Source organism: Amycolatopsis sp. NPDC000009 (genome assembly GCF_055563465.1).
Map to the genome: position 1 here is coordinate 14205 of NZ_JBVHDI010000021.1, position 20197 is coordinate 34401.

16 protein-coding genes are annotated in these 20197 nt (G+C 67.7%); 6 read left to right on the forward strand and 10 right to left on the reverse strand.

What is annotated here, in order from left to right:
• The 10 genes from chvE to ACZ3HL_RS36470 form a co-directional block, all read right to left on the reverse strand.
• On the reverse strand, positions 1-1128 hold the full coding sequence (chvE, locus tag ACZ3HL_RS36425; RefSeq protein WP_465535908.1) for a multiple monosaccharide ABC transporter substrate-binding protein: 1128 nt from the start codon (positions 1126-1128) through the stop codon (positions 1-3).
• Positions 1129-1144: 16 nt separating this feature from the next.
• A complete protein-coding gene (araA, locus tag ACZ3HL_RS36430; RefSeq protein WP_465535909.1) occupies positions 1145-2650 on the reverse strand; it encodes an L-arabinose isomerase in 1506 nt (501 codons plus the stop codon).
• On the reverse strand, positions 2647-3333 hold the full coding sequence (locus tag ACZ3HL_RS36435; protein WP_125782774.1) for an L-ribulose-5-phosphate 4-epimerase: 687 nt from the start codon (positions 3331-3333) through the stop codon (positions 2647-2649). The genes araA and ACZ3HL_RS36435 overlap by 4 nt, the downstream gene beginning before the upstream one ends.
• Positions 3330-5003 (reverse strand): ribulokinase, encoded by a 1674-nt coding sequence (araB, locus tag ACZ3HL_RS36440; RefSeq protein WP_465535910.1) that lies wholly within the window; start codon positions 5001-5003, stop codon positions 3330-3332. Before araB ends, ACZ3HL_RS36435 begins: the two co-directional genes overlap by 4 nt.
• A gap of 151 nt (positions 5004-5154) precedes the next feature.
• Entirely contained in the window at positions 5155-6138 is a 984-nt protein-coding gene (yjfF, locus tag ACZ3HL_RS36445; RefSeq protein ID WP_465535912.1) for a galactofuranose ABC transporter, permease protein YjfF, read from the reverse strand.
• The gene (locus ACZ3HL_RS36450) at positions 6135-7172 is read right to left on the reverse strand and encodes an ABC transporter permease (protein WP_457953985.1); all 1038 of its coding nucleotides are present in this window, start codon (positions 7170-7172) and stop codon (positions 6135-6137) included. The genes yjfF and ACZ3HL_RS36450 overlap by 4 nt, the downstream gene beginning before the upstream one ends.
• Positions 7169-8671: a sugar ABC transporter ATP-binding protein gene (locus ACZ3HL_RS36455; RefSeq protein ID WP_465411916.1), complete on the reverse strand. Its 1503-nt coding sequence runs from the start codon at positions 8669-8671 to the stop codon at positions 7169-7171. Before ACZ3HL_RS36455 ends, ACZ3HL_RS36450 begins: the two co-directional genes overlap by 4 nt.
• 22 nt (positions 8672-8693) lie before the next feature.
• The gene (locus ACZ3HL_RS36460) at positions 8694-9665 is read right to left on the reverse strand and encodes an ABC transporter substrate-binding protein (protein WP_465535914.1); all 972 of its coding nucleotides are present in this window, start codon (positions 9663-9665) and stop codon (positions 8694-8696) included.
• A 78-nt stretch (positions 9666-9743) separates the two neighbouring features.
• Complete coding sequence (locus ACZ3HL_RS36465; RefSeq protein ID WP_465411572.1) at positions 9744-10757, reverse strand: LacI family DNA-binding transcriptional regulator; 1014 nt, start codon at positions 10755-10757, stop codon at positions 9744-9746.
• A 166-nt stretch (positions 10758-10923) separates the two neighbouring features.
• Positions 10924-11970, reverse strand: a complete 1047-nt coding sequence (locus ACZ3HL_RS36470; RefSeq protein WP_465535916.1) for a LacI family DNA-binding transcriptional regulator — start codon at positions 11968-11970, stop codon at positions 10924-10926.
• A gap of 182 nt (positions 11971-12152) precedes the next feature.
• Here ACZ3HL_RS36470 and ACZ3HL_RS36475 point away from each other — a divergent pair, with 182 nt between their 5' ends.
• The 6 genes from ACZ3HL_RS36475 to ACZ3HL_RS36500 all read left to right on the forward strand — a co-directional run bounded on the left by ACZ3HL_RS36475 (position 12153) and on the right by ACZ3HL_RS36500 (position 20010).
• Positions 12153-13454, forward strand: a complete 1302-nt coding sequence (locus ACZ3HL_RS36475; protein ID WP_465535918.1) for an ABC transporter substrate-binding protein — start codon at positions 12153-12155, stop codon at positions 13452-13454.
• A gap of 3 nt (positions 13455-13457) precedes the next feature.
• Complete coding sequence (locus ACZ3HL_RS36480) at positions 13458-14438, forward strand: carbohydrate ABC transporter permease (RefSeq protein ID WP_465535920.1); 981 nt, start codon at positions 13458-13460, stop codon at positions 14436-14438.
• Positions 14435-15292, forward strand: a complete 858-nt coding sequence (locus tag ACZ3HL_RS36485; protein ID WP_465411576.1) for a carbohydrate ABC transporter permease — start codon at positions 14435-14437, stop codon at positions 15290-15292. Before ACZ3HL_RS36480 ends, ACZ3HL_RS36485 begins: the two co-directional genes overlap by 4 nt.
• Before the next feature lie 2 nt (positions 15293-15294).
• Positions 15295-16698, forward strand: a complete 1404-nt coding sequence (locus tag ACZ3HL_RS36490; protein ID WP_465535922.1) for a GH1 family beta-glucosidase — start codon at positions 15295-15297, stop codon at positions 16696-16698.
• A gap of 274 nt (positions 16699-16972) precedes the next feature.
• Positions 16973-18592, forward strand: a complete 1620-nt coding sequence (gene abc-f, locus ACZ3HL_RS36495) for a ribosomal protection-like ABC-F family protein (RefSeq protein WP_465535924.1) — start codon at positions 16973-16975, stop codon at positions 18590-18592.
• A gap of 164 nt (positions 18593-18756) precedes the next feature.
• Positions 18757-20010 carry an HNH endonuclease signature motif containing protein gene (locus ACZ3HL_RS36500; RefSeq protein ID WP_465535926.1) on the forward strand — a complete coding sequence of 418 codons (1254 nt, stop codon included), beginning with the start codon at positions 18757-18759 and terminating at the stop codon, positions 20008-20010.
• The last annotated feature ends 187 nt before the right edge of the window (positions 20011-20197 follow it).

The window sequence follows — 20197 nt, forward strand, 5'->3', positions numbered from 1 at the left end:
CTACCTCAGCTGTTCCGCTTTGTAGTAGCCCGAGTCGATGAGTTCCTTCTGGTAGTTCCCCTTGTTGAGGATCACCGACTCCAGCAGGAACGCCGGGACGACCTTCTGGCCGTTGTCGTAGTCGGTGGTGTTGTTGGTCTCGGCCTTGCCGCCCTTGAGCACCGCGTCGGCCATCTTGACCGTGGTCTCGGCGAGCTTGCGGGTGTCCTTGAAGATCGTCGAATACTGTTCACCCGCGATGATCGACTTCACCGACGCGACCTCGGCGTCCTGGCCGGTGACCACGGGGTACGGCTGGCCCGGGGTGCCGTAGCCGTTGCTCTTCAGCGCCGAGAGGATGCCGATCGAGAGACCGTCGTACGGCGAGAGGACGCCCTGCACCTTGTCGCCGGAGCTGTAGGTCTTGGTCAGCAGGTCTTCCATCCGCCGCTGCGCGGTCGCCGCCTGCCAGCGCAGGATCGCCGCGACGTTGAACGCGGTCTGGCCGCTCTTGACGACCAGCGTCCCGTTGTCGAGGTACGGCTTCAGCACCGACATGGCGCCGTTGAAGAAGAACGTCGCGTTGTTGTCGTCCGGCGAGCCGGCGAAGAGTTCGACGTTGAACGGTCCCTTGCCCTCACCGGGCGAACCGTCCTCCTTGAGCACCTTGAGCCCGGTGAGCAGCGACGTCGCCTGCTGCACACCGACCTTGAAGTTGTCGAAGGTCGCGTAGTAGTCGACGTTCGGGGTGTTGCGGAGCAGCCGGTCGTAGGCGATGACCGGGATCTTCTTGTCCGCGGCCTCCTGCAGCTGGGTGGTGATCGCGGTGCCGTCGATCGAGGCGATCACGAGCAGCTTCGCGCCCTTGGTGATCTGGTTCTCGATCTGGTTCACCTGGGTGGGGATGTCGTCCTCGGCGTACTGCAGGTCGACCTGGTAACCCAGCTTCTCCAGCGCCGCCTTGATGTTGTCGCCGTCGTGGATCCAGCGTTCCGACGATTTGGTCGGCATGGTGACGCCGACCAGACCGCCCGCGGCGTCTCCCGTGGCCGCCTGCTGATCGACGGTCTTTTCACTCGAACCGCAGGCCGTGAGCGCGGCACCGAGGCCGACCGTCACGGCCAGTGTGGCCAGTTTCGTGAACTTCATTGTTCCTTCTCTCCGATCAGAATCCTTGTGCGAGCCGGTAGTAGGCCTGGTTCCAGCGCATCCGGTCGGCGATCGAGGCAGGGGTCGTGGTCTGGTCGATCACCAGCAGTTCGACGTCGAGCATGGTGGCGAAATCCCGGATCGTTTCGGCGCCGACGGCCTGCGTGAGCACCGTGTGGTGCGGTCCGCCCGCGGTGATCCACGCTTCGGCGGACGTCGCCAGGGACGGCGCCGGCTTCCACACCGCCCGCGCCACCGGCAGGTTCGGCAGCGGCTCGTCCGGGGCGACGACCTCGACCTCGTTGGCCACCAGGCGGAACCGGTCGCCGAGGTCGGCGAGGCCGATCACGACGGCGTCACCGGCGGCGGCGTCGAACACCAGCCGGACGGGATCCTCGCGGCCACCGATGCCGAGCGGGTGGATCTCGCAGGACGGCTTCGCGGCGGCGATGCTCGGGCAGACTTCGAGCATGTGAGCGCCGAGGATCTTCGGTTCTCCGGGGCCGAAGTGGTAGGTGTAGTCCTCCATGAAGGACGTTCCGCGTTCGGAGTCGCGGCCCATCGCCTTCACCGCGGTCAGCAGCGCGGAGGTCTTCCAGTCCCCCTCGCCGCCGAAGCCGTAGCCGTCGGCCATCAGGCGCTGCACCGCGAGCCCCGGGAGCTGCCGCAGGCCGCCGAGATCCTCGAAGTTCGTGGTGAACGCCCCGAAACCGCCGTCCGTCAGGAACGTGCGGAGCCCTTGCTCGATCCGGGCCGCGTAACGCAGCGATTCGTGCCGTTCCCCCGCCTTGGCGAGCTCCGGCGCCAGCGCGTACGTGTCGGCGTATTCCTCGACGAGCTTGTCGACCTCGGTGTCGGACACCGCGTCGACCAGCGCGACGAGTTCGTTGACGCCGTAGGTGTTCACCGAGACGCCGAACTTCAGTTCCGCCTCGACCTTGTCCCCGTCGGTGACCGCGACGTCGCGCATGTTGTCACCGAACCGCGCGAGCTTGAGCGAACCGATCGTCTGGCGGCCGACCGCCGCGCGGACCCACGCGTCGATCCGGTCGGCGACCGACGGATCGGCCGCGTGCCCGGCGATGGTCTTGCGCGGCACCCCGAGCCGGGTCTGGATGTAGCCGAACTCGCGGTCGCCGTGCGCGGCCTGGTTCAGGTTCATGAAGTCCATGTCGATGGACTGCCACGGCAGCGCCTCGTTGAGCTGGGTGTGCAGATGCAGCAAGGGTTTCCGCAGCGCGTCCAGGCCGGTGATCCACATCTTCGCCGGCGAGAACGTGTGCATCCACGCGATCACGCCGACACAGGCGTCGTCCGCGTTCGCCTCGAGCATCACGCGCCGGATCGCCGACGGCTCGGTCAGCACCGGCTTCGCGACGATCTCCGCCGAGATGCGGCCGGTGTCGGCCAGCATCCGCTGGATCTGCAACGACTGACCCGCGACCTGTTCGAGGGTCTCTTCGCCGTACAGCGCCTGGCTCCCGGTGAGGAACCAGACCTCGGTCTTCCGCTGTGTGCTCACTTCTCTCCCTGCTGGCCGTAGACGTTCTGGTAGCGCGCGTAGAGCCGGTCCACGTCCTGTTCGGACAGTGGTTCCGGCGTTCCCAGCGCGGAAGCGATGTGGACGGTCTTCGCGACGTCCTCGACCATCACCGCGGCCTTGACCGCGTCCCGCGCGGTGCGGCCGACGGTGAACGGGCCGTGGTTGCGCATCAGCACCGCGGGCGAGCGGCTGGACCGCAGGGTCTCGACGATGCCCCGGCCGATCGAATCGTCGCCGATCAGCGCGAACGGGCCGACCGGGATCTCGCCGCCGAACTCGTCCGCGATCATCGTGAGCACGCACGGGATCGGCTCCCCGCGCGCCGCCCAGGCGGTGGCATAGGTCGAATGTGTGTGGACGACGCCGCCGACCTCCGGCATGTGCCGGTAGACGTAGGCGTGCGCGGCCGTGTCCGAAGACGGTGCCAGGTCGCCGTGGACGACTTCGCCGTACAGGTCGGTGACGACCATCGTGTCGGCGGTCAGATCGCCGTAGGACACCCCGGACGGTTTGATCACCATCAGGTCGTGCCCGGGGACGCGTGCCGACACGTTGCCCGCCGTCCAGATGACCAGTTCGTACCGGGTCAGCTCGCTGTGCAGCCGCGCGACGGTGTCCCGCAGCTCTTCGAAGGTGTCCGTGATCTCCACGGCGAGGCTCATCGATGCTGTCCTTTCCTGACGGCACGGCGGCGTGCGGCGAGCCGGTGCATGACGTCGTTGGTCCCGCGGCCGAAGTAGTCGTGCAGTGCGGCGTACTCGGCGTAGAGGTCGTCGTAGGCCTTCACGTTCTCGGCGATCGGCCGGTGGACCGCCCTGCGCACCGAGCCCATCGCGAGCGCAGCGGCCGGGACGTCGGCGTGCGCTCCGGCCGCGACGGCGGCGTGGATCGCCGAGCCCAGCGCGGGACTCTGCGCCGAACCGGCCACCGAAAGCGGCAGGTTCGTGACGTCGGCGTAGATCTGCATCAGCAGCGGGTTCTTGACCAGGCCGCCCGCGACGATCAGTTCGGTGACCGGCACTCCGGCGCGGTCGAAGGTCTCGATGATGGTCCTGGTACCGAAAGCGGTCGCTTCCAGCAGCGCGCGGTACGTGTCCTCGGGGCGGGTCGCGAGGGTCTGCCCGACGACGACGCCGGACAGTTCGTGGTCGACCAGCACCGACCGGTTCCCGCTGTGCCAGTCGAGCGCGACGAGTCCGTGCTCGCCGATCTCCTGTGTCGCGGCGAGCCGGGTGAGCAGCTCGTGGACGGAGATCCCCGCCTCCCTCGAATCGTCCACATAGGACGCCGGGACGCCATGTTCGACGAACCACCCGAAGATGTCGCCGACGCCGCTCTGCCCGGCCTCGTAACCCCACTGTCCGGACACGATCCCGCCGTCGACGACGCCGCACATCCCCGGCACCTCGCGCAGTTCGGCGCCGTTCATCACGTGACAGGTGGAGGTGCCCATGATCGCGACCATCTGGCCGGGTGCCACCGCCTGGACGGCCGGCGCGGTGACGTGCGCGTCGACATTGCCGACGGCGACCGCGATCCCTTCCGGCAGCCCGGTCCATTCGGCCGCCTGAGCGCTCAGGCTTCCCGCCTTGGCGCCGAGAGCGCCCAGCGGATGCACGAGCTTGTCGTCCACGAAGCACCCGAAGCCGGGCGCGAGCTCCTCCAGGAACTCGGCGCTCGGATAGCGGCCGTCCTGCAGAATCCCCTTGTACCCGGCGGTGCAGGCGTTGCGCACGTAGGTCCCGGTGAGCTGCCAGACGATCCAGTCGGCGAGCTCGACCCAGTGCCGCATCCGGTCGTAGACCTCGGGCGCCTCTTCGAAGACCTCCAGCGCCTTGGCGAACTCCCACTCCGAAGAGATCAGCCCGCCGTAGCGCGGAAGCCAAGACTCGCCGCGCTTGCGCGCCAGCGCGTTGATCCGGTCCGCCTGGGGCTGCGCGGAATGGTGCCGCCACAGCTTCACATAGGCGTGCGGGTTCCCGGCGAACTCGGGCAGTTCGCACAGCGGCGTGCCCTCGGCCGTGGCCGGCACCATCGTGCAAGCGGTGAAGTCGGTGCCGATGCCGATCACGTCGGCGGGATCCGCGCCCGCGGCGCGAACGGCTTCCGGTACTGCGGTGCGGAGGACGTCGACGTAGTCCGACGGCACCTGCAGCGCCCAGTCCGGCGGCAGGCCGTGCCCGGTCTCCGGCAGGATCCGGTCGATCACGCCGTGGCGGTATTCCGAAACCGCGCTGCCCAATTCCGCCCCGTCACGGACGCGGACCACGACGGCCCGGCCGGACAGCGTCCCGAAGTCGACGCCGACGACCAGCGGCTCCCCTGTACTCACTTCTTCTCCCGCATTGTTAGCGTTCACATTTCTGGTCGAAAACCACGATCACGCGTGTTCGAAGCCGTAACTCACGTGTTTGAAGGCGTAACTCGCGTGTTTGAAGGCGATCCGGCTCCAATCACGCGAGTTACGGCTCCCATCACGCGAGTCACGAGGTCCGTCTGCCGACGAGGCGTTGCAGGACGATGAAGGCGAACAGCAGCGCACCGGTGATGATCGACGTCCACCAGGAGTTCAGCGTGCCATCGAAGGTGATCAGGGTCTGGATGATGCCCAGCACCATGATCCCGAGCACCGTCCCGAGGACGTAGCCGGAACCGCCGGTGAGCAACGTGCCACCGATGACGACGGCCGCGATCGCGGTCAGTTCCAGCCCGACGCCGTTCAGCGGATCACCGGAGGACTTGTACAGCACCAGGAGCAGACCGCCGAGCGCCGAGCAGAACCCGCTGAGCGTGTAGACCGAGATCCGCGTGCGGGCGACGTTCAGGCCCATGAGCAGCGCGGACTTCGGGTTCCCGCCGATCGCGTACACTGTCCGGCCGAACCGCGTTCCGTACAGAACGTAGGCGGCGACGGCGACCACGACCAGCGCGACGACCACGCCGATCGAGATGTGCAGATCACCGCCGAGCGGGATCTGCGTCTGCGCGAGGCTCGCGACCGTCGGGTCGTCGATCGAGTACGCCTGGGTGCTGATCGTGTAACAGAGCCCCCTGGCGAAGAACATCCCGATGAGCGTGGCGATGAACGGCTGGATCTCGAAGACCTGGATCAGCACGCCCATCCCGAAGCCCAGCGCCGCGCCGATCGCCAGTACCGCGGGGATCACCGCGAAAACCGGCCAGCCCTGGTTCTGCAGCAGATCGGCGGAGACCACAGTGGACAGTGCGACGACCGAACCGACCGACAGGTCGATCCCGCCGGTGAGGATCACGAACGTCATCCCGACGGCTACCACCAGCAGGAACGCGTTGTTGATGAACAGGTCGAGCACGACCTGTCCGGAGCCGAACGCCGTATAGCTCGACGCGCCGTAGATGTACGCGGCGACGAGCATCGCCATCGTCGCCAGGATCGGCAGGTGCCGTTGCCGCGGCCGATAACCCTTGACGCGGTCGAGTGTCGTCATACCCCGGCCTCCACCTTCTCCGGCCGCACGGCGGGTGACGGCGGAGCCGCCTTTCTCCGCCGGGCGAGCTTCTTGCGGAACACCGGCGACTGCAGCAGGCAGACCGCCAGCACGACCACGGCCTTGAACAGCATGATCGCCTGCGGCGCGATCCCGAGCGCGTACACGGTGGTCGTCAGCGTCTGGATGAGCAGCGCGCCGATCACCGAGCCGGTGAGCGAGAACCGGCCGCCGGTCAGCAGCGTCCCGCCGATGACGACGGCGAGGATCGCGTCCAGTTCGATGAACTGCCCGGCGTTGTTGCCGTCGGCGCTGTGCACGTTCGCGCTGATCATCAGCCCGGCGATGCCGGCGCAGAGCGCGCAGAAGACGTAGGTGAGCCAGATCAGCCGGGCCGAGCGGAGCCCGGCGAGCCTGCCCGCCTCCGGGTTGCCGCCCACAGATTCGACCAGCAGGCCCAGCGCCGACCGGCGGACCAGCACCGCGGCGATGGCGAACACCGCGAGCGCGATGAGGATCGCGCTGGGCAGGCCGAAGGTGAACCCGCTGCCGATCCATTCGTAGGGATGCGAATTGACGGTGATGATCTGGCCACCGGTGATCAGCTGGGCGATACCGCGGCCCGCGACCATCAGGATCAGCGTCGCGATGATCGGCTGGATGCCCAGCACCGCCACCAGCCAGCCGTTCCACACCCCGAGCGCGAGCGCCAGCCCCAGCGCCATCCCGACCGCGGCGAGCGTCCCGCCGAGGCTGTTCTGGTCGCCGAGCCCGCTGATGTGCAGGCAGGCGAGCGCCCCGCTGATCGCCACGACCGCGCCGACGGACAGGTCGATCCCCCGCGTCGCCACCACCAGCGTCATGCCGATCGCGATGAGGATCAGCGGGGCGCCGTTCTTGAGGATGTCGATCAGGTTGCCGTACAGGTGCCCGTCACGGAATTCGATCGCGAAGAACGCCGGGTGGACGATGAGGTCACCGAGCAGCAGCGCCAGCAGCGCGACGACGGGCCAGAACAGCCGATGCTTGGTCACCGTGCGACTCCTTCCGCCATCGTCGCCATCACCTGGTCCGCGGTCAGCGATTCGTTGTCCAGTACGGCGACCACCGCGCGGTCGCGCAGCACGACGACCCGGTGGCTCAACCGCAGCACCTCCTCGAGTTCGGCGGAGATGAACACGACGGCCATCCCCTCGTTCGAGAGCCGGGCGACCAGCCGCTGGATCTCCGTCTTGGCCCCGATGTCGATACCGCGCGTCGGCTCGTCGAGGATCAGCAGCCGCGGTTCGGTGATGAGCCACCTCGCCAGCAGCACCTTCTGCTGGTTGCCGCCGCTGAGGTCGCCGACCTTCGCTTCCGCGTTCGCCGGCCGGATGTCGAGCATCTCGATGTAGCGCTCGGCGATCTCCTCCTGACGCCGCCGCGGGATCGGCCGCGCCCAGCCTCGCGAGGCCTGCAACGCGAGCACGATGTTCTCCCGCACGGTGAGTTCCTCGACGAGTCCCTCGGTCTTGCGGTTCTCCGAGCAGAACGCGATGCGGTGGTCGAGCCCCGTCCGCGGCGTCTTGAGCGACACCGGCTCGCCGTCGATCCGCACGGAACCGGTGTCCGCGTGATCGGCGCCGAACAGCAGCCGCGCCAGTTCGGTGCGGCCCGAACCGAGCAACCCGGCGAGGCCGACGACCTCGCCCGCCCGGATGTCGAGCGAGAACGGCGCGACACCACCCTTGCGGCCGACGTCGCCCGCTTCGAGGAACACCGGCGCCCCGTCGAGGTCGGACCGGCTGTGGCCCGCGTCCTCGATGTCTTCGAGTGCCTCGAGTTCCTTGCCGATCATCCTGGTGACCAGGTCGACCGGGGTGATCTCCTCGGTGCGGTACTCGCCGATCAGCTTCCCGTTGCGCAGCACCGTCATCCGGTCCGCGACGGCGAAGACCTGCTCGATGAAATGGGAGACGAACAGGATCGCCATCCCCTGGTCCCGCAGCGAACGCACCACGTTCAGCAACTGCTCGACCTCGCCGGCGTCCAAACTGGACGTCGGTTCGTCGAGCACGAGGACCCGCGCGTCGACGTCGAGCGCCCTGGCGATCGCGACCAGTTGCTGCACCGCGATCGAGCAGCTGCCCAGCTCGGCCGAAACGTCCACCTCGACGTCCAGCCTGGCCAGCAGCGCGGCCGCCCGGCGGCGCGTCTCGCGCCAGTCGATGCGGCCGCGCCGACGCGGCTCCTTGCCGAGGCAGATGTTCTCCGCCACCGACAGGTTCGGGCAGAGGTTCACTTCCTGGTAGACGGTGCTCACACCGGAGCGCTGTGCTTCGCCAGGGCCGCTGAACGCGACCGGGGAGCCGTCGAGCTCGATCGTGCCCGCGTCCACCCCGTACACGCCGGTGAGCACCTTGATCAGCGTGGACTTTCCGGCGCCGTTCTCGCCCATCAGGGCGTGCACTTCGCCGGGGAACATCCGGAAGGAGACGTCGTCGAGAGCGACCACGCCGGGGAATTCCTTCCGGATATGGCTCATCCGCAGCATCGCGAGGGGTCCTGTCATCGGCTCAGTACTGGCGTTGCGGCAACGCGGCCTTCGCGGCCGCCTGGTCGAATTCGGTCTCGGTGGTCTCGATGCGCGGGGGCACCTGCTCACCGGCGGCGACCTTCTTCACCAGGTCCATCAGCTGCGGGCCGAGCAGCGGGTTGCATTCGACGACGTGGTTGATCTTGCCGTCGGCCAGTGCCTGGAGGGCGTCGCGGACACCGTCGACCGAGACGATCTTGATGTCCTTGCCTGGCACCTTCCCGGCCGCCTGGATCGCTTCGATGGCGCCGAGGGCCATGTCGTCGTTGTGCGCGTAGAGCACGTCGATCTTGGGCTGGGACTTCAGGAAGGCCTCCATGACCTCCTTGCCCTTGGCCCGGGTGAACTCACCGGTCTGCGACGCGACGACCTTGAACTTCGGGTTCGAGGCGATGACGTCCGCGAAACCCTTCTTGCGGTCGTTCGCCGGCGCGGAACCGGTGGTGCCCTGCAGTTCCACGATGCTGACGTCGCCCGCCGCGGAGCCGAACTCCTTGGCCAGCCACTCGCCCGCCTTCCGGCCCTCGGCGACGAAGTCCGAGCCGAGGAAGGTCTTGTACAGCGACTTGTCCTGGGAGTCGACGGCCCGGTCGGTGAGGATCACCGGGATGTTCGCCGTCTTCGCCTCCTTGAGCACGGTGTCCCAGCCGGATTCCACGACCGGCGAGAAGGCGATCACCTTCACCTTCTGCTGGATGTAGGACCGGATCGCGGCGATCTGGTTCTCCTGCTTCTGCTGGGCGTCGGAGAACTTCAGCTCGATCCCGGCCGCCTTCGCGGATTCCTGGATCGACTTCGTGTTCGCCGTGCGCCAGCCGCTTTCCGCGCCCACCTGGGCGAAGCCGAGGGTGAGGGCACCGCTGTCCCCCGTTCCACCACCGCCGCCGCAAGCCGAGAGCAGGAGCAGCCCGGCCACTCCGGCCACGATCGCCGTCCACGGTTTTCTTGCCACATCGACTCCTAGATCCGCACTGATCAATTGAGTTAGCGTTAACACTCGCACCTCGAGCCTTGAAAACGGCTCCCGGTGCTACGAAAGACCGGTGCTCTCCCGCACGATCAGTTCGGGGACCACCAGGTCGCGATCACGGTTCTCACCACCGTTCATCCGGCGGCGGAGCAGGTCGAACGTGCGCCTCCCGACTTCGACGAAATCCTGGCGCACCGTCGTCAGCGGCGGCGTGTAGTACGCCGCCTCGGGAACGTCGTCGAAGCCGACGATCCGCATCTCCCCCGGCACGTTCACCCCGGCTTCGGTGCAGGCGCGGAGAAAACCCAGTGCCATCTGGTCGTTCGCCACGAACACCGCGTCCAGCCCCCGTTCGCCGACGAGGGACCGCCCCGCCGCGTACCCGGAACGCGCGCTCCAGTCGCCGCGGACGACGGGCGGGATCCGTGCGCCGTGCCGCTGCAGGGTCTCGCGCCAGCCACGTTCGCGGTCGAGCGCCTCCAGCCAGTCTTCGGGTCCGGCCACATGCCAGACCGTCTGGTGGCCGAGGCCGAGCAGATGTTCGGTGGCGCGCCGCGCGCCGTCGTACTGGTCGACCGAGATCACCGGAACCGGAGCTTTTTGCCCGCCACCGACCGCGACGAGCGGCACGTCGCTGGGCGCCGCTTCCAGCGCACGTGCGGCCGTGACGTGCGGCGCGATCACGACGATGCCCTCGACGGCCTGGCGGCGCAGGCGCTCCACCGCGTCCGCGATGGACGACCGGCCCGGGCGGCTGATGCTGGTTATGGTCGTCGCGTAGCCGGCTTCGCGGGCGGCGTGTTCGATCCCGCTCAAGGTACTGGCCGGACCGTAGAGGTTCGCCTCCAGCGCGACCACGCCGAGCGTGCCCGAGCGGCCGGTGACCAGCGCGCGGGCGACCGAGTTCGGCCGGTAGTCCAGCTGCTCGATGGCGGCGTTGACCCGCACGCGCGTCTCGGCACGGACCGGCCCGGTGCCGTTGATGACCCGCGAGACCGTCATATGCGAAACCCCCGCGAGCGCGGCCACGTCGGTGAGACTGGCCTGCTTGCCGTCGGTGGTGTCGCGCGCCATCGCCTGTCTCCCAATCCCGGTACCGTGTGACGAGTGCCGCAAGTGTTAGCGATAACACGAGCCGGGTCAAGCGCTCGCCGAGTCACAGTCGGGTCACGGAGCCGTGCTCGCGCAGCCGCTGGCGGCGATCCGGCACACGGAGAGGTGAGTCGAACGTGGCGTGGCCTCAGCTGGAGGCGCGATGCGTGAGCGAGACCGGCAAGATCCGCTGGCGGGGCTTGAGATCCCGGTCGTCCATCACCGCGAGCAGGGTCTCGACCATCGCGTGCACCTGTTCCCGCGGGTCCTGGTGGACCGAGGTCAGCGGCGGATCCATCTCCGGCGCGAGGGTCGCGTTGTCGTCGAAGCTGACGACGGCGACGTCCGCCGGGATCCGCCGTCCGGCGGAATGCAGGGTGCGGAGCGCGCCGAGGGCCATCATGTCGCTCGCCACGAAGACGGCGTCGAGGTCGGGGCGCCGTTCGAGCAGATTCGACATCGCCTTCGCCCCGCTGGTCAGGGTGAAGTCGCCTTCCTCCATCAGGTCCGCCGGGTCGAGCCCGGCGTCGAGGAGGGTCTTGCGCCAGCCCGACAGCCGGTCGATCGCCGCGCTCTGGTCCTGCGGGCCCGCGATCGTGGCGATCCGGCGATGACCGGCCTCGACCAGATGCGCGACCGCGAGCTTCGCGCCGCCCTCGTTGTCGAAGTCGACGACGTGGACGCCGCGTTTCAGGCCGGCCGCCTGCCCGCCGTACACGACCGGGATCCTCAGCTGCCGCAGCGCCTTAGGCAGCGGATCGGTCCGGTGCGGAGCGAAGACGAGCACGCCGTCGACGTGCCCGCCGTCGAGGAACCGGACCGTGCGGTCGAGATCCTCGCGGGTGTCGCTGAAGATCAAGACCATCTGGCAGCCGACGTCGGCGAGTTCGCGATAGCCCGCGCGCATGACGGCGGTGCGGTACGGGTCGTCGAGCAGCCGCGCCTCCGGCTCCGACAACACGACCGCGACCGCGCCGGTCCGCCTGGTCACCAGCGACCTGGCCGCCTGGTTCGGGGAGTAGCCGAGTTCGCGCGCCGCGGCCTGGACCTTCTCGCGGGAGCGCGCGCTGACGTAGCCGTCGTCGTTCAGCGCACGGGACGCCGTCGACCGGCTGACCCCGGCGGACGCGGCGACGTCCTCCAGCGTCGGCCTGCCGTCTTCCTCTGGTCGAGGCCCCACCCGCGCCACCTTCACTCTTCAGCTCCATCCGGACACCGACAGCTTAGTGCTCGGCACGCGACCACACTGAGAGCGCTCCCCTGATGGAAACGCTCTCATTACGAGCCCTTGACACCGCCATACCTTGGCGACAGACTCGGCGCATCCTGGGAGCGCTCCCATTTTCTCCCCACCCCATCAGCAAGGGACACAAAGACGTGAAGAGCATCCGGAACGGCCTGGTGCTGGCACTGGGTATCACGATGACGACGTTCGGCCTGGCGGCGTGCGGCGGTGACGACGGAGGCGCCCCCGCCGCGTCGGACCCGAACGCGAAGGTCGAGCTGTCGCTGGCGACGTTCACCGAATTCGGCTACGAGGAGCTGATCCCCGAGTACGAACGGCTGCATCCGAACATCAAGATCACCCACCGCAAGACCGGTCAGGGCGGGCCGTACCACCAGGATCTGATCACGAAACTGGCCGCCGGCTCCGGCCTCGCCGATGTCACCGCCGTCGAGGAAGGACACCTGTCGAACGTCCTCGACAAGGGCTCGAAGTTCAACGACCTGACCAAGATCGGCCCGGCGGAGGCGTCCCCCGACCGCTGGCTCGCCTGGAAGTACGACGCGGCGAAGACCAAGGACGGCAAGGTCATCGGTTACGGGACGGACATCGGCCCGCTGGCGATGTGCTACCGCAAGGACATGCTCGAAGCGGCTGGGCTGCCGTCCGACCCCGAAGCGGTCAAGCCGCTGTTCGCGACCTGGGACAGCTACTTCGCCGCCGGTGACCAGTACGTCGCCAAGACCGGCGGCAAGGCGTGGTTCGACTCGGCCGCGCAGAACTTCAACGCCATGGTCAACCAGCTCCCCACCGGCTACATCGGCAACGACGACAAGCCGACGCTGGAATCGAACCAGGGCATCAAGGACGCCTGGACCAAGGTCACCGGTGCTGTCGCGAAAGGACAGTCGGCCAAGCTGACCGCGTTCAGCAACGAGTGGAACTCCGGATTCAAGCAGGGCGCCTTCGCCACGAAGGTGTGCCCCGCGTGGATGCTCGGCGTGATCGAGGAGCACTCCGGTCCCGAGAACGCCGGCAAGTGGGCGGTCACCGCGGCCTTCCCCGGTGGCGGCGGGAACTGGGGCGGCTCGTATCTGACCGTGCCCACGCAGTCGAAGCACCCGAAGGAGGCGGCCGAACTCGCCGCCTGGCTGACCGCGCCCGAGCAGCAGATCAAGGCATTCAAGGCGAAGGGCACCTTCCCCAGCCAGGTCAAGGCGCTGGAGGACCAGGCGCTGCTGAGCGAGACCGACGCCTACTTCGGCGGCGCCAAGATCGGCCAGCTGTTCGCCGAGCAGGCGAAGAAGGTCGCGAAGCCGCAGTACAAGGGCCCCGGTGACGGCCAGATCCAGGAGAACGCGTCGAGCCCGGCGCTGCAGGCCGTCGAACAGGGCAAGTCCGCGGACGAGGGCTGGGCTCAATTGCTCGACGCCGCGAAGAAGATCACGCGCTGACCGATGACCGTCGTCGACAAGATCGCGCCGGACGAGGAGAAGGCCGGGGTGCGCACGTCGCCCCGGCCCGCCCTCCGCCATCGGCTGAGCCGGTGGGACGTCAAGGTCTCGCCGTACCTCTACATCGCCCCGTTCTTCGTCGTGTTCGGGATCGTCGGGCTGTTCCCGCTGCTCTACACGGCGTACGTGTCCCTGTTCAGCTGGGAGGCGGGTGACGACAACCCCGTCTTCATCGGGCTGGACAACTTCAAGGAGCTGTTCGCCGACACCCAGTTCTGGAACGCGCTCGAGAACACGGTCAGCATCTTCCTGCTCTCCAGCGTTCCGCAGCTGATCATCGCCGTGCTCCTGGCAGCGCTGCTCAGCGCCAGGCTCCGCGGGGCGACCGGCTGGCGCGTCGGCGTCCTGCTTCCCTACGCCGCCAGCCTGGTGGCGCTCGGGATCATCTTCGCGAACCTGTTCGGGCCGAAGTACGGGCTGGTCAACGGCCTCCTGCAGACGATCGGGCTGGATCCGGTCGACTGGCAGGCCGGCCGGTTCAGCAGCCACGCCGCGATCGCGATCATGGTGAACTGGCGCTGGACCGGGTACAACGCGCTGATCGTGCTCGCGGCGATGCAGGCTATCCCGAAGGAACTGCACGAGGCCGCATTGATCGACGGGGCGGGCGCCGCACGCCGGTTCTTCAGCATCACGCTCCCCTTGCTGAAGCCGACGCTGATCTTCGTCACGATCACCTCGACGATCGGCGGCCTGCAGATCTTCACCGAGCCCAAGCTGTTCGACGCCATGCCGGGCTCGAACAACGGCGGCTCGTCCAACCAGTTCCAGACCGTGACGCTGTACCTGTACCAAACGGCCTTCGAGAACTACGAACTCGGCTACGCCTCGGCGATCGCGTGGGTGCTGTTCGTGATCATCGTGCTCATCGCGCTGGTGAACTTCTTCCTCACCGGCAGGCTCACGGCGGTGAAGAAGAAATGACAGTGATCCACAGTGGACTCAAGCGAGGCGTTTCGGCGCTGGGCAAGCCGCGCAGGGCGACCTACGTCGTCCTCACGATCTTCGTGCTGGGCTCGCTCTTTCCGTTCTACTGGTCGTTCCTCGTCGCCAGCCGGGACAGCGGGATGCTCACCGAACGGGTCCCGCCCTTCCTGCCCGGCGGGAACTTCTTCGCCAACGCGGCGCGGGTGTTCGACACGGTGCCGTTCTGGAAGGCGCTCGCGAACAGCTTGATCGTGTCCGGCACGGTCACCCTCACCACGGTGCTGTTCTCGTCACTGGCAGGGTTCGCCTTCGCCAAACTGCGGTTCCGCGGGCGGAACGGGTTGTTCGTGTTCATCGTCATCACCCTCGCCGTGCCGACCCAGCTCGGCATCATCCCGCTGTTCATGGCCATGTCGGAATTCGGCTGGGCGGGCGGGTTGCAGTCGGTGATCGTGCCCAACCTGGTGACGGCGTTCGGTGTCTTCTGGATGCGGCAGTACACGGTGGACGCCGTACCGTTCGAACTGATCGAGGCGGCCCGCGTCGACGGCTGCAGCATGATCCGGATCTTCTGGAACGTCTGCCTGCCCGCGGTCCGCCCGGCCGCGGCGATCCTGGCGATGTTCACGTTCATGACGTCGTGGAACGACTTCCTCTGGCCGCTCGTGGTGCTGGACGCCGGAAACCCCACCGTCCAGCTGGCGCTGGAGAAGCTGCAGAGCGGCTACTACGTCGACTATTCGCTGGTGCTGGCCGGGACCACCCTGGCCACCATCCCGATCCTCATCGTCTTCCTCCTCCTCGGCCGCCAGATCGTGGCCGGGATCATGCAAGGTGCCGTGAAAGGGTGACCATGTCCGCTCATCCCGACAGTGTCCGGGCGAAGACCGCGCTGGAGTTCCCGCCCGGATTCGTGTGGGGCGCCGCCACCGCGGCCTTCCAGGTCGAAGGGGCGACGGCCGCCGACGGCCGGACCGACTCGATCTGGGACGTCTTCGCCCGCCGCCCCGGCGCCGTCGTCGGCGGCGACACCGGGGAACCGGGCGCCGACCACTACCGGCGTTATGCCGAAGACGTCGACCTCATGCGAGGGCTCGGGCTCGGCGCGTACCGCTTCTCCCTGTCGTGGCCGCGGATCCGGCCCGACGGCGGCACACCGAACCCGCGGGGTCTCGCGTTCTACGACCGGCTCGTCGACAAGCTTCTCGAGGCCGGGGTCGAACCCTGGGCGACGCTGTATCACTGGGATCTCCCCCAGTCGCTGGAAGACGAGGGCGGCTGGGCGGCACGCGAGACCGCCTTCCGGTTCGCCGAATACGCCGAAACGGTCGTGGCGCGCCTGGGCGACCGGGTGCCGCGCTGGTCCACCTTGAACGAGCCGTGGTGCGCCGCGATGCTGGGCTACGCGCGCGGGATCCACGCCCCCGGCAGGCAGGAACCTCGTGCCGCCGTCGCGGCCGCGCACCACCTGCTGCTCGGACACGGACTGGCGATGGACGTCCTGCGTCGGCACGCGCCCGCCGCGTCGTCGGGGATCACGCTGAACCTGTACCCGGTGTCGGCGGTCGATCCGTCATCCACTGTGGACTCCGAGGCCGCGCGCCGGATCGACGGCCTGCAGAACCGGCTGTTCCTGGACCCGGTGCTCCGGGGCTCCTACCCCGGGGATCTGCTGACCGACCTGGCGCCGCTCGGTATCGGTGAACTGGTGTGGGACGGCGACCTCGCGACCATCGCCGCTCCGATCGACTGGCTGGGCATCAACTACTACCGCGGCTACCAGGTCGCCGGCACCCCGCTTCCCGGCAGCGAACCGGCCGGCGCCGACTGGCTCGGCTCCCCCGACGTCCATTTCGTGCCCGACGAAGCGGCGCCCCGCACCGACTCCGGCTGGGAGGTCCAGCCATCGCGGCTCACCGAGTGCCTCCTCCAGGTCCATCGAGACTATCGGCCGATCCCGTTGTACATCACCGAGAACGGCGCGTCCTATCCGGACGCGTTGATCGGCGGGGACATCGCGGACACCGACCGGATCGCCTTCCTCGACTCGCATCTGCGCGCCGCGTACGAGGCGATCGCGGCGGGCGTCGACCTGCGCGGCTACTTCTATTGGTCGCTGCTCGACAACTTCGAGTGGGCCGAGGGGTACGGCAAGCGGTTCGGGCTCGTCCACGTCGATTACGCGACGCAGCGGCGGACGCCGAAACAGAGCGCGCTCTGGTATGCCCGGACGATCAGTCTCAACGGGCTGAGCTGAGGCCGAGTGTCGTTCAGGACGCTCTTCGTCCTGAACGACACTTCCCTGACCGGGATTGCGGTGGCCACGCTCCGGCGGGTCTTGTTATCGTGGATACGGACCTGATCAACGAGCAGTGGAGACCAGACGTGGCAGGTGAAGACGACATCTCCGGGTGAGCCGGAGCAGGCAGGCCACCGGCGCGACGCCGACGTGGCCTCTTTGTCGTCCCCTCAAGCCACGTCCACCGCGGTGCAGCCTCGAGGCGCCCGCTGTCTTTCACGAGGTCATTTCCATGTCAGACGCCTTCGTCGTCGTGTCCGCCCTCTCCTTCTCCTGGCCGGATGACACCCCGGTCTTCGACGACCTGTCCTTCACCGTGCCCGGCGGCCGCACCGGCCTGGTGGCGCCGAACGGAGCGGGCAAGAGCACGCTCCTCAAACTGATCGCCAGCGAACTGCGTCCGACGTCCGGGTCGGCCTCCACCCAGGGTGTCCTCGGCTATCTGCCGCAGTCGCTGCCGCTCACCGCCGACCTGAACGTGGCCGAGGTGCTGGGCATCGCGCCGCAGCTCGCGGCACTGAGCGCGATCGAGTCCGGCGACGCGAGCGAGGAGCACTTCACCACCATCGGGACCGACTGGGACATCGAGGAGCGCACCCGCGCCCAGCTCGACCGGCTCGGCCTCGACGGCATCTCGCTGGACCGGAGCCTGCGGACGTTGAGCGGCGGGCAGATCATCTCCCTCGGCCTGGCCGCGCAACTGCTGAAGCGGCCCGACATCCTGCTGCTGGACGAGCCGACCAACAACCTCGACCTCGACGCCCGCCGCAAGCTCTACGGGGTGCTCGAAGACTGGTCCGGCTGCCTGCTGCTGGTGAGCCACGACCGGGAACTGCTCGACCGGATGGACCGGATCGCCGAACTCGACCGCGGCGATCTCCGATACCACGGCGGGAACTTCACCCAGTACGAAGCGGCGGTCAAGGCCGAGCAAGAGGTCGCCGAACGCAACGTCCGCAGCGCCGAACAAGAGGTCAAACGCGAGAAGCGGGAGATGCAGCAGGCCCGCGAGCGGGCGGCGCGCCGCGCGGGCAACGCCGCCAGGAACCTCGGCAACGCCGGTCTGCCGAAGATCTTCGCCGGCACCATGAAACGCAACGCCCAGGAGTCCGCGGGCAAGGCGAACGAGACGCACGCCGCCCGGGTCAGCGAGGCGAAGAACCGTCTCGACGAGGCCGAACGCTCCCTCCGCGACGACCAGAAGATCGCGCTGATCCTGCCGGGTACCAACGTCCCCGCCGGGCGAACGATGTTCCAGGGCGAGCACATCCAAGTCCGCTACGGCGACCGGAACGTCTTCGCGGGCGGCGGCGTCGACCTGACGATCCGCGGCCCCGAACGGATCGCGCTGACCGGCGGAAACGGCAGCGGCAAATCGACCCTTCTCCGGGTGCTCAACGGAGACCTCACGCCGGACAGTGGCGTGGTGAAACGCGCCGAAGGCCGGATCGCGTACCTCTCCCAGCGGCTCGACCTGCTGGACCTCGACCGGACGATCGCCGAGAACTTCGCCGCGTTCGCCCCGAGCCTCCCCGAGTCGCAACGCATGACCCTGCTCGCCCGCTTCCTGTTCCGAGGCGCGCGAAGCCAGCTTCCCGTCGGCGTGCTCTCCGGGGGCGAACGCCTGCGAGCCACCCTGGCCTGCGTCCTGTTCGCCGAACCCGCGCCGCAACTCCTGCTGCTCGACGAACCGACCAACAACCTCGACCTGGTCAGCGTCGAGCAACTGGAGAGCGCGTTGGGGGCGTATCAAGGGGCTTTCGTGGTCGTGAGCCATGACGAGCGGTTCCTCCGGGAGATCAAGGTCGATCGGCGGGTGCGGTTGACCGATGGAGCGCTCGTGGAGTCCTGAGGCGGCCGGTCCCTGCTTCGTACGCATTTAGCCGACTAATTGCGGCACGCTTTCTTTGCGTGATCTCCAGGCGAGGCGGAATCACCCTTCAGTGTTGTTCACGCGTTTCGCTGGTCGCTTAAAATTACGAACATTTGTTCTATTGTTTGCGGTATTCTGGAGGGGTGTCCGAGACCTTTCTCCCCGAGTTGCCGCAGGAGTTGTGGCGCGCCGGCAAGCTGGAGCTTGCGCATGGTGTGCAGCAGTCTTTGCGGGTGATTCGGATGGCCACTGCCGGTTTGGGGCAGTTTTTGGCGGAGATCGAGAATCGGGGCCCCAAAGACTTGTATGGCTATGGCCGTACCGATAAGTGGTTCGCGGATATGGCGGGGTTGTCGGTGGGTGAGGCGCGTGCGGTGGTGAACCGGGCGCTCGCGTTGAATCCCACTCGCGCCTTGGACGGTAGCGAGGTTCCGCCGGTTGCTCCGGCGACCGCTGCGGTCGCCGCTCAGGGGTTGGTCGGGGATGAGCGGATCGATCAGATTCTGGAGATCTTGAAGAACCTTCCTGCCGACACCACGGCTGAGGATCGGGCGGAAGCGGACAGGATCCTCGCCGAACTTGCCCCGGATGCCGGGCCGCGACGACTCGCGAAGGCTGAGACGAACCTGCTGGGCTGGCTAGACCCCGACGGCAAGGAACCGAAGGATCCCGAGCCGAAGGAACCGCGCCGCGAGATCACGTTGGAGCGCCGCAAGGACGGGTTCTGGAAGCTGACCGGTCTGCTTGATGATGAGACCGGTGCTCGCACGGCGGCGGCGTTGGAGGCTCATGCGCAGCCGCGGCCGGTGGACGAGTTCGGGCAGGCGGATCTGCGGATGAAGTGCGAACGCATGGGCGACGCCTGGGTCGACCTCCTCGACCTCGCCATCGCCTGCCCAGACCAGCCCGGGACCAGCGGGTATCGCACGTTGGTGCACGTGACCATCGGCCTTGAGGAACTCAAATCCGGTCTCGGGACCGCGTGTCTCGACTTCGTCGGAACCATGACTGCGCGGGAAGCTCGGCTCGCGGCCTGCGACTGCCTGATGTTGCCGGTCGTGATGAGCGCCTCGGGTGAACCGCTGGACATGGGGCGCCTGAGACGGTTCGTCACCCCAGGCCAACGCCGCGCGTTGAACATCCGCGACGGAGGTTGTGCCTTCCCTGAATGTGATCGGAAACCCAAGAATTGTCACGCCCATCATATCGAGCACTGGGTGGACGGCGGACCCACCGATCTCCGGAATCTCGTGCTGCTGTGCGGATTCCATCACCGGCTGATTCATCACGGTGACTGGGAAGTACGGATGGCGGCCGACGGGTTACCGGAGTTCATCCCACCCCAATATCGGGATCCACTCCGACAACCCCGCCGCAACACCCTGCACCACCGCTGAACCCCCGAGGAGCCCGCCAGCCACCCGGCGACGGGCCCCTCGGCATGCCCACACAGTCGTGCGTGACCGGACCGATCACGCACGACTGTGTGGATTTCGAGACATCCAACGTCCCGAAATCCACACAGTCCACCACCAGCGGACCGACCACGACCGAAGGACCAGCGCTCGCGCCCTGGCCCGAATC

What these genes read in the sequence shown, in the direction of transcription:
- chvE (WP_465535908.1), bottom strand. Translation starts at nt 1,128, where the DNA reads ATGAAGTTCACGAAACTGGCCACACTGGCCGTGACGGTCGGCCTCGGT.
- ACZ3HL_RS36435 (WP_125782774.1), bottom strand. Translation starts at nt 3,333, where the DNA reads ATGAGCCTCGCCGTGGAGATCACGGACACCTTCGAAGAGCTGCGGGAC.
- yjfF (WP_465535912.1), bottom strand. Translation starts at nt 6,138, where the DNA reads ATGACGACACTCGACCGCGTCAAGGGTTATCGGCCGCGGCAACGGCAC.
- ACZ3HL_RS36455 (WP_465411916.1), bottom strand. Translation starts at nt 8,671, where the DNA reads ATGCTGCGGATGAGCCATATCCGGAAGGAATTCCCCGGCGTGGTCGCT.
- ACZ3HL_RS36465 (WP_465411572.1), bottom strand. Translation starts at nt 10,757, where the DNA reads ATGGCGCGCGACACCACCGACGGCAAGCAGGCCAGTCTCACCGACGTG.
- ACZ3HL_RS36480 (WP_465535920.1), top strand. Translation starts at nt 13,458, where the DNA reads ATGACCGTCGTCGACAAGATCGCGCCGGACGAGGAGAAGGCCGGGGTG.
- ACZ3HL_RS36485 (WP_465411576.1), top strand. Translation starts at nt 14,435, where the DNA reads ATGACAGTGATCCACAGTGGACTCAAGCGAGGCGTTTCGGCGCTGGGC.
- ACZ3HL_RS36490 (WP_465535922.1), top strand. Translation starts at nt 15,295, where the DNA reads ATGTCCGCTCATCCCGACAGTGTCCGGGCGAAGACCGCGCTGGAGTTC.
- abc-f (WP_465535924.1), top strand. Translation starts at nt 16,973, where the DNA reads ATGTCAGACGCCTTCGTCGTCGTGTCCGCCCTCTCCTTCTCCTGGCCG.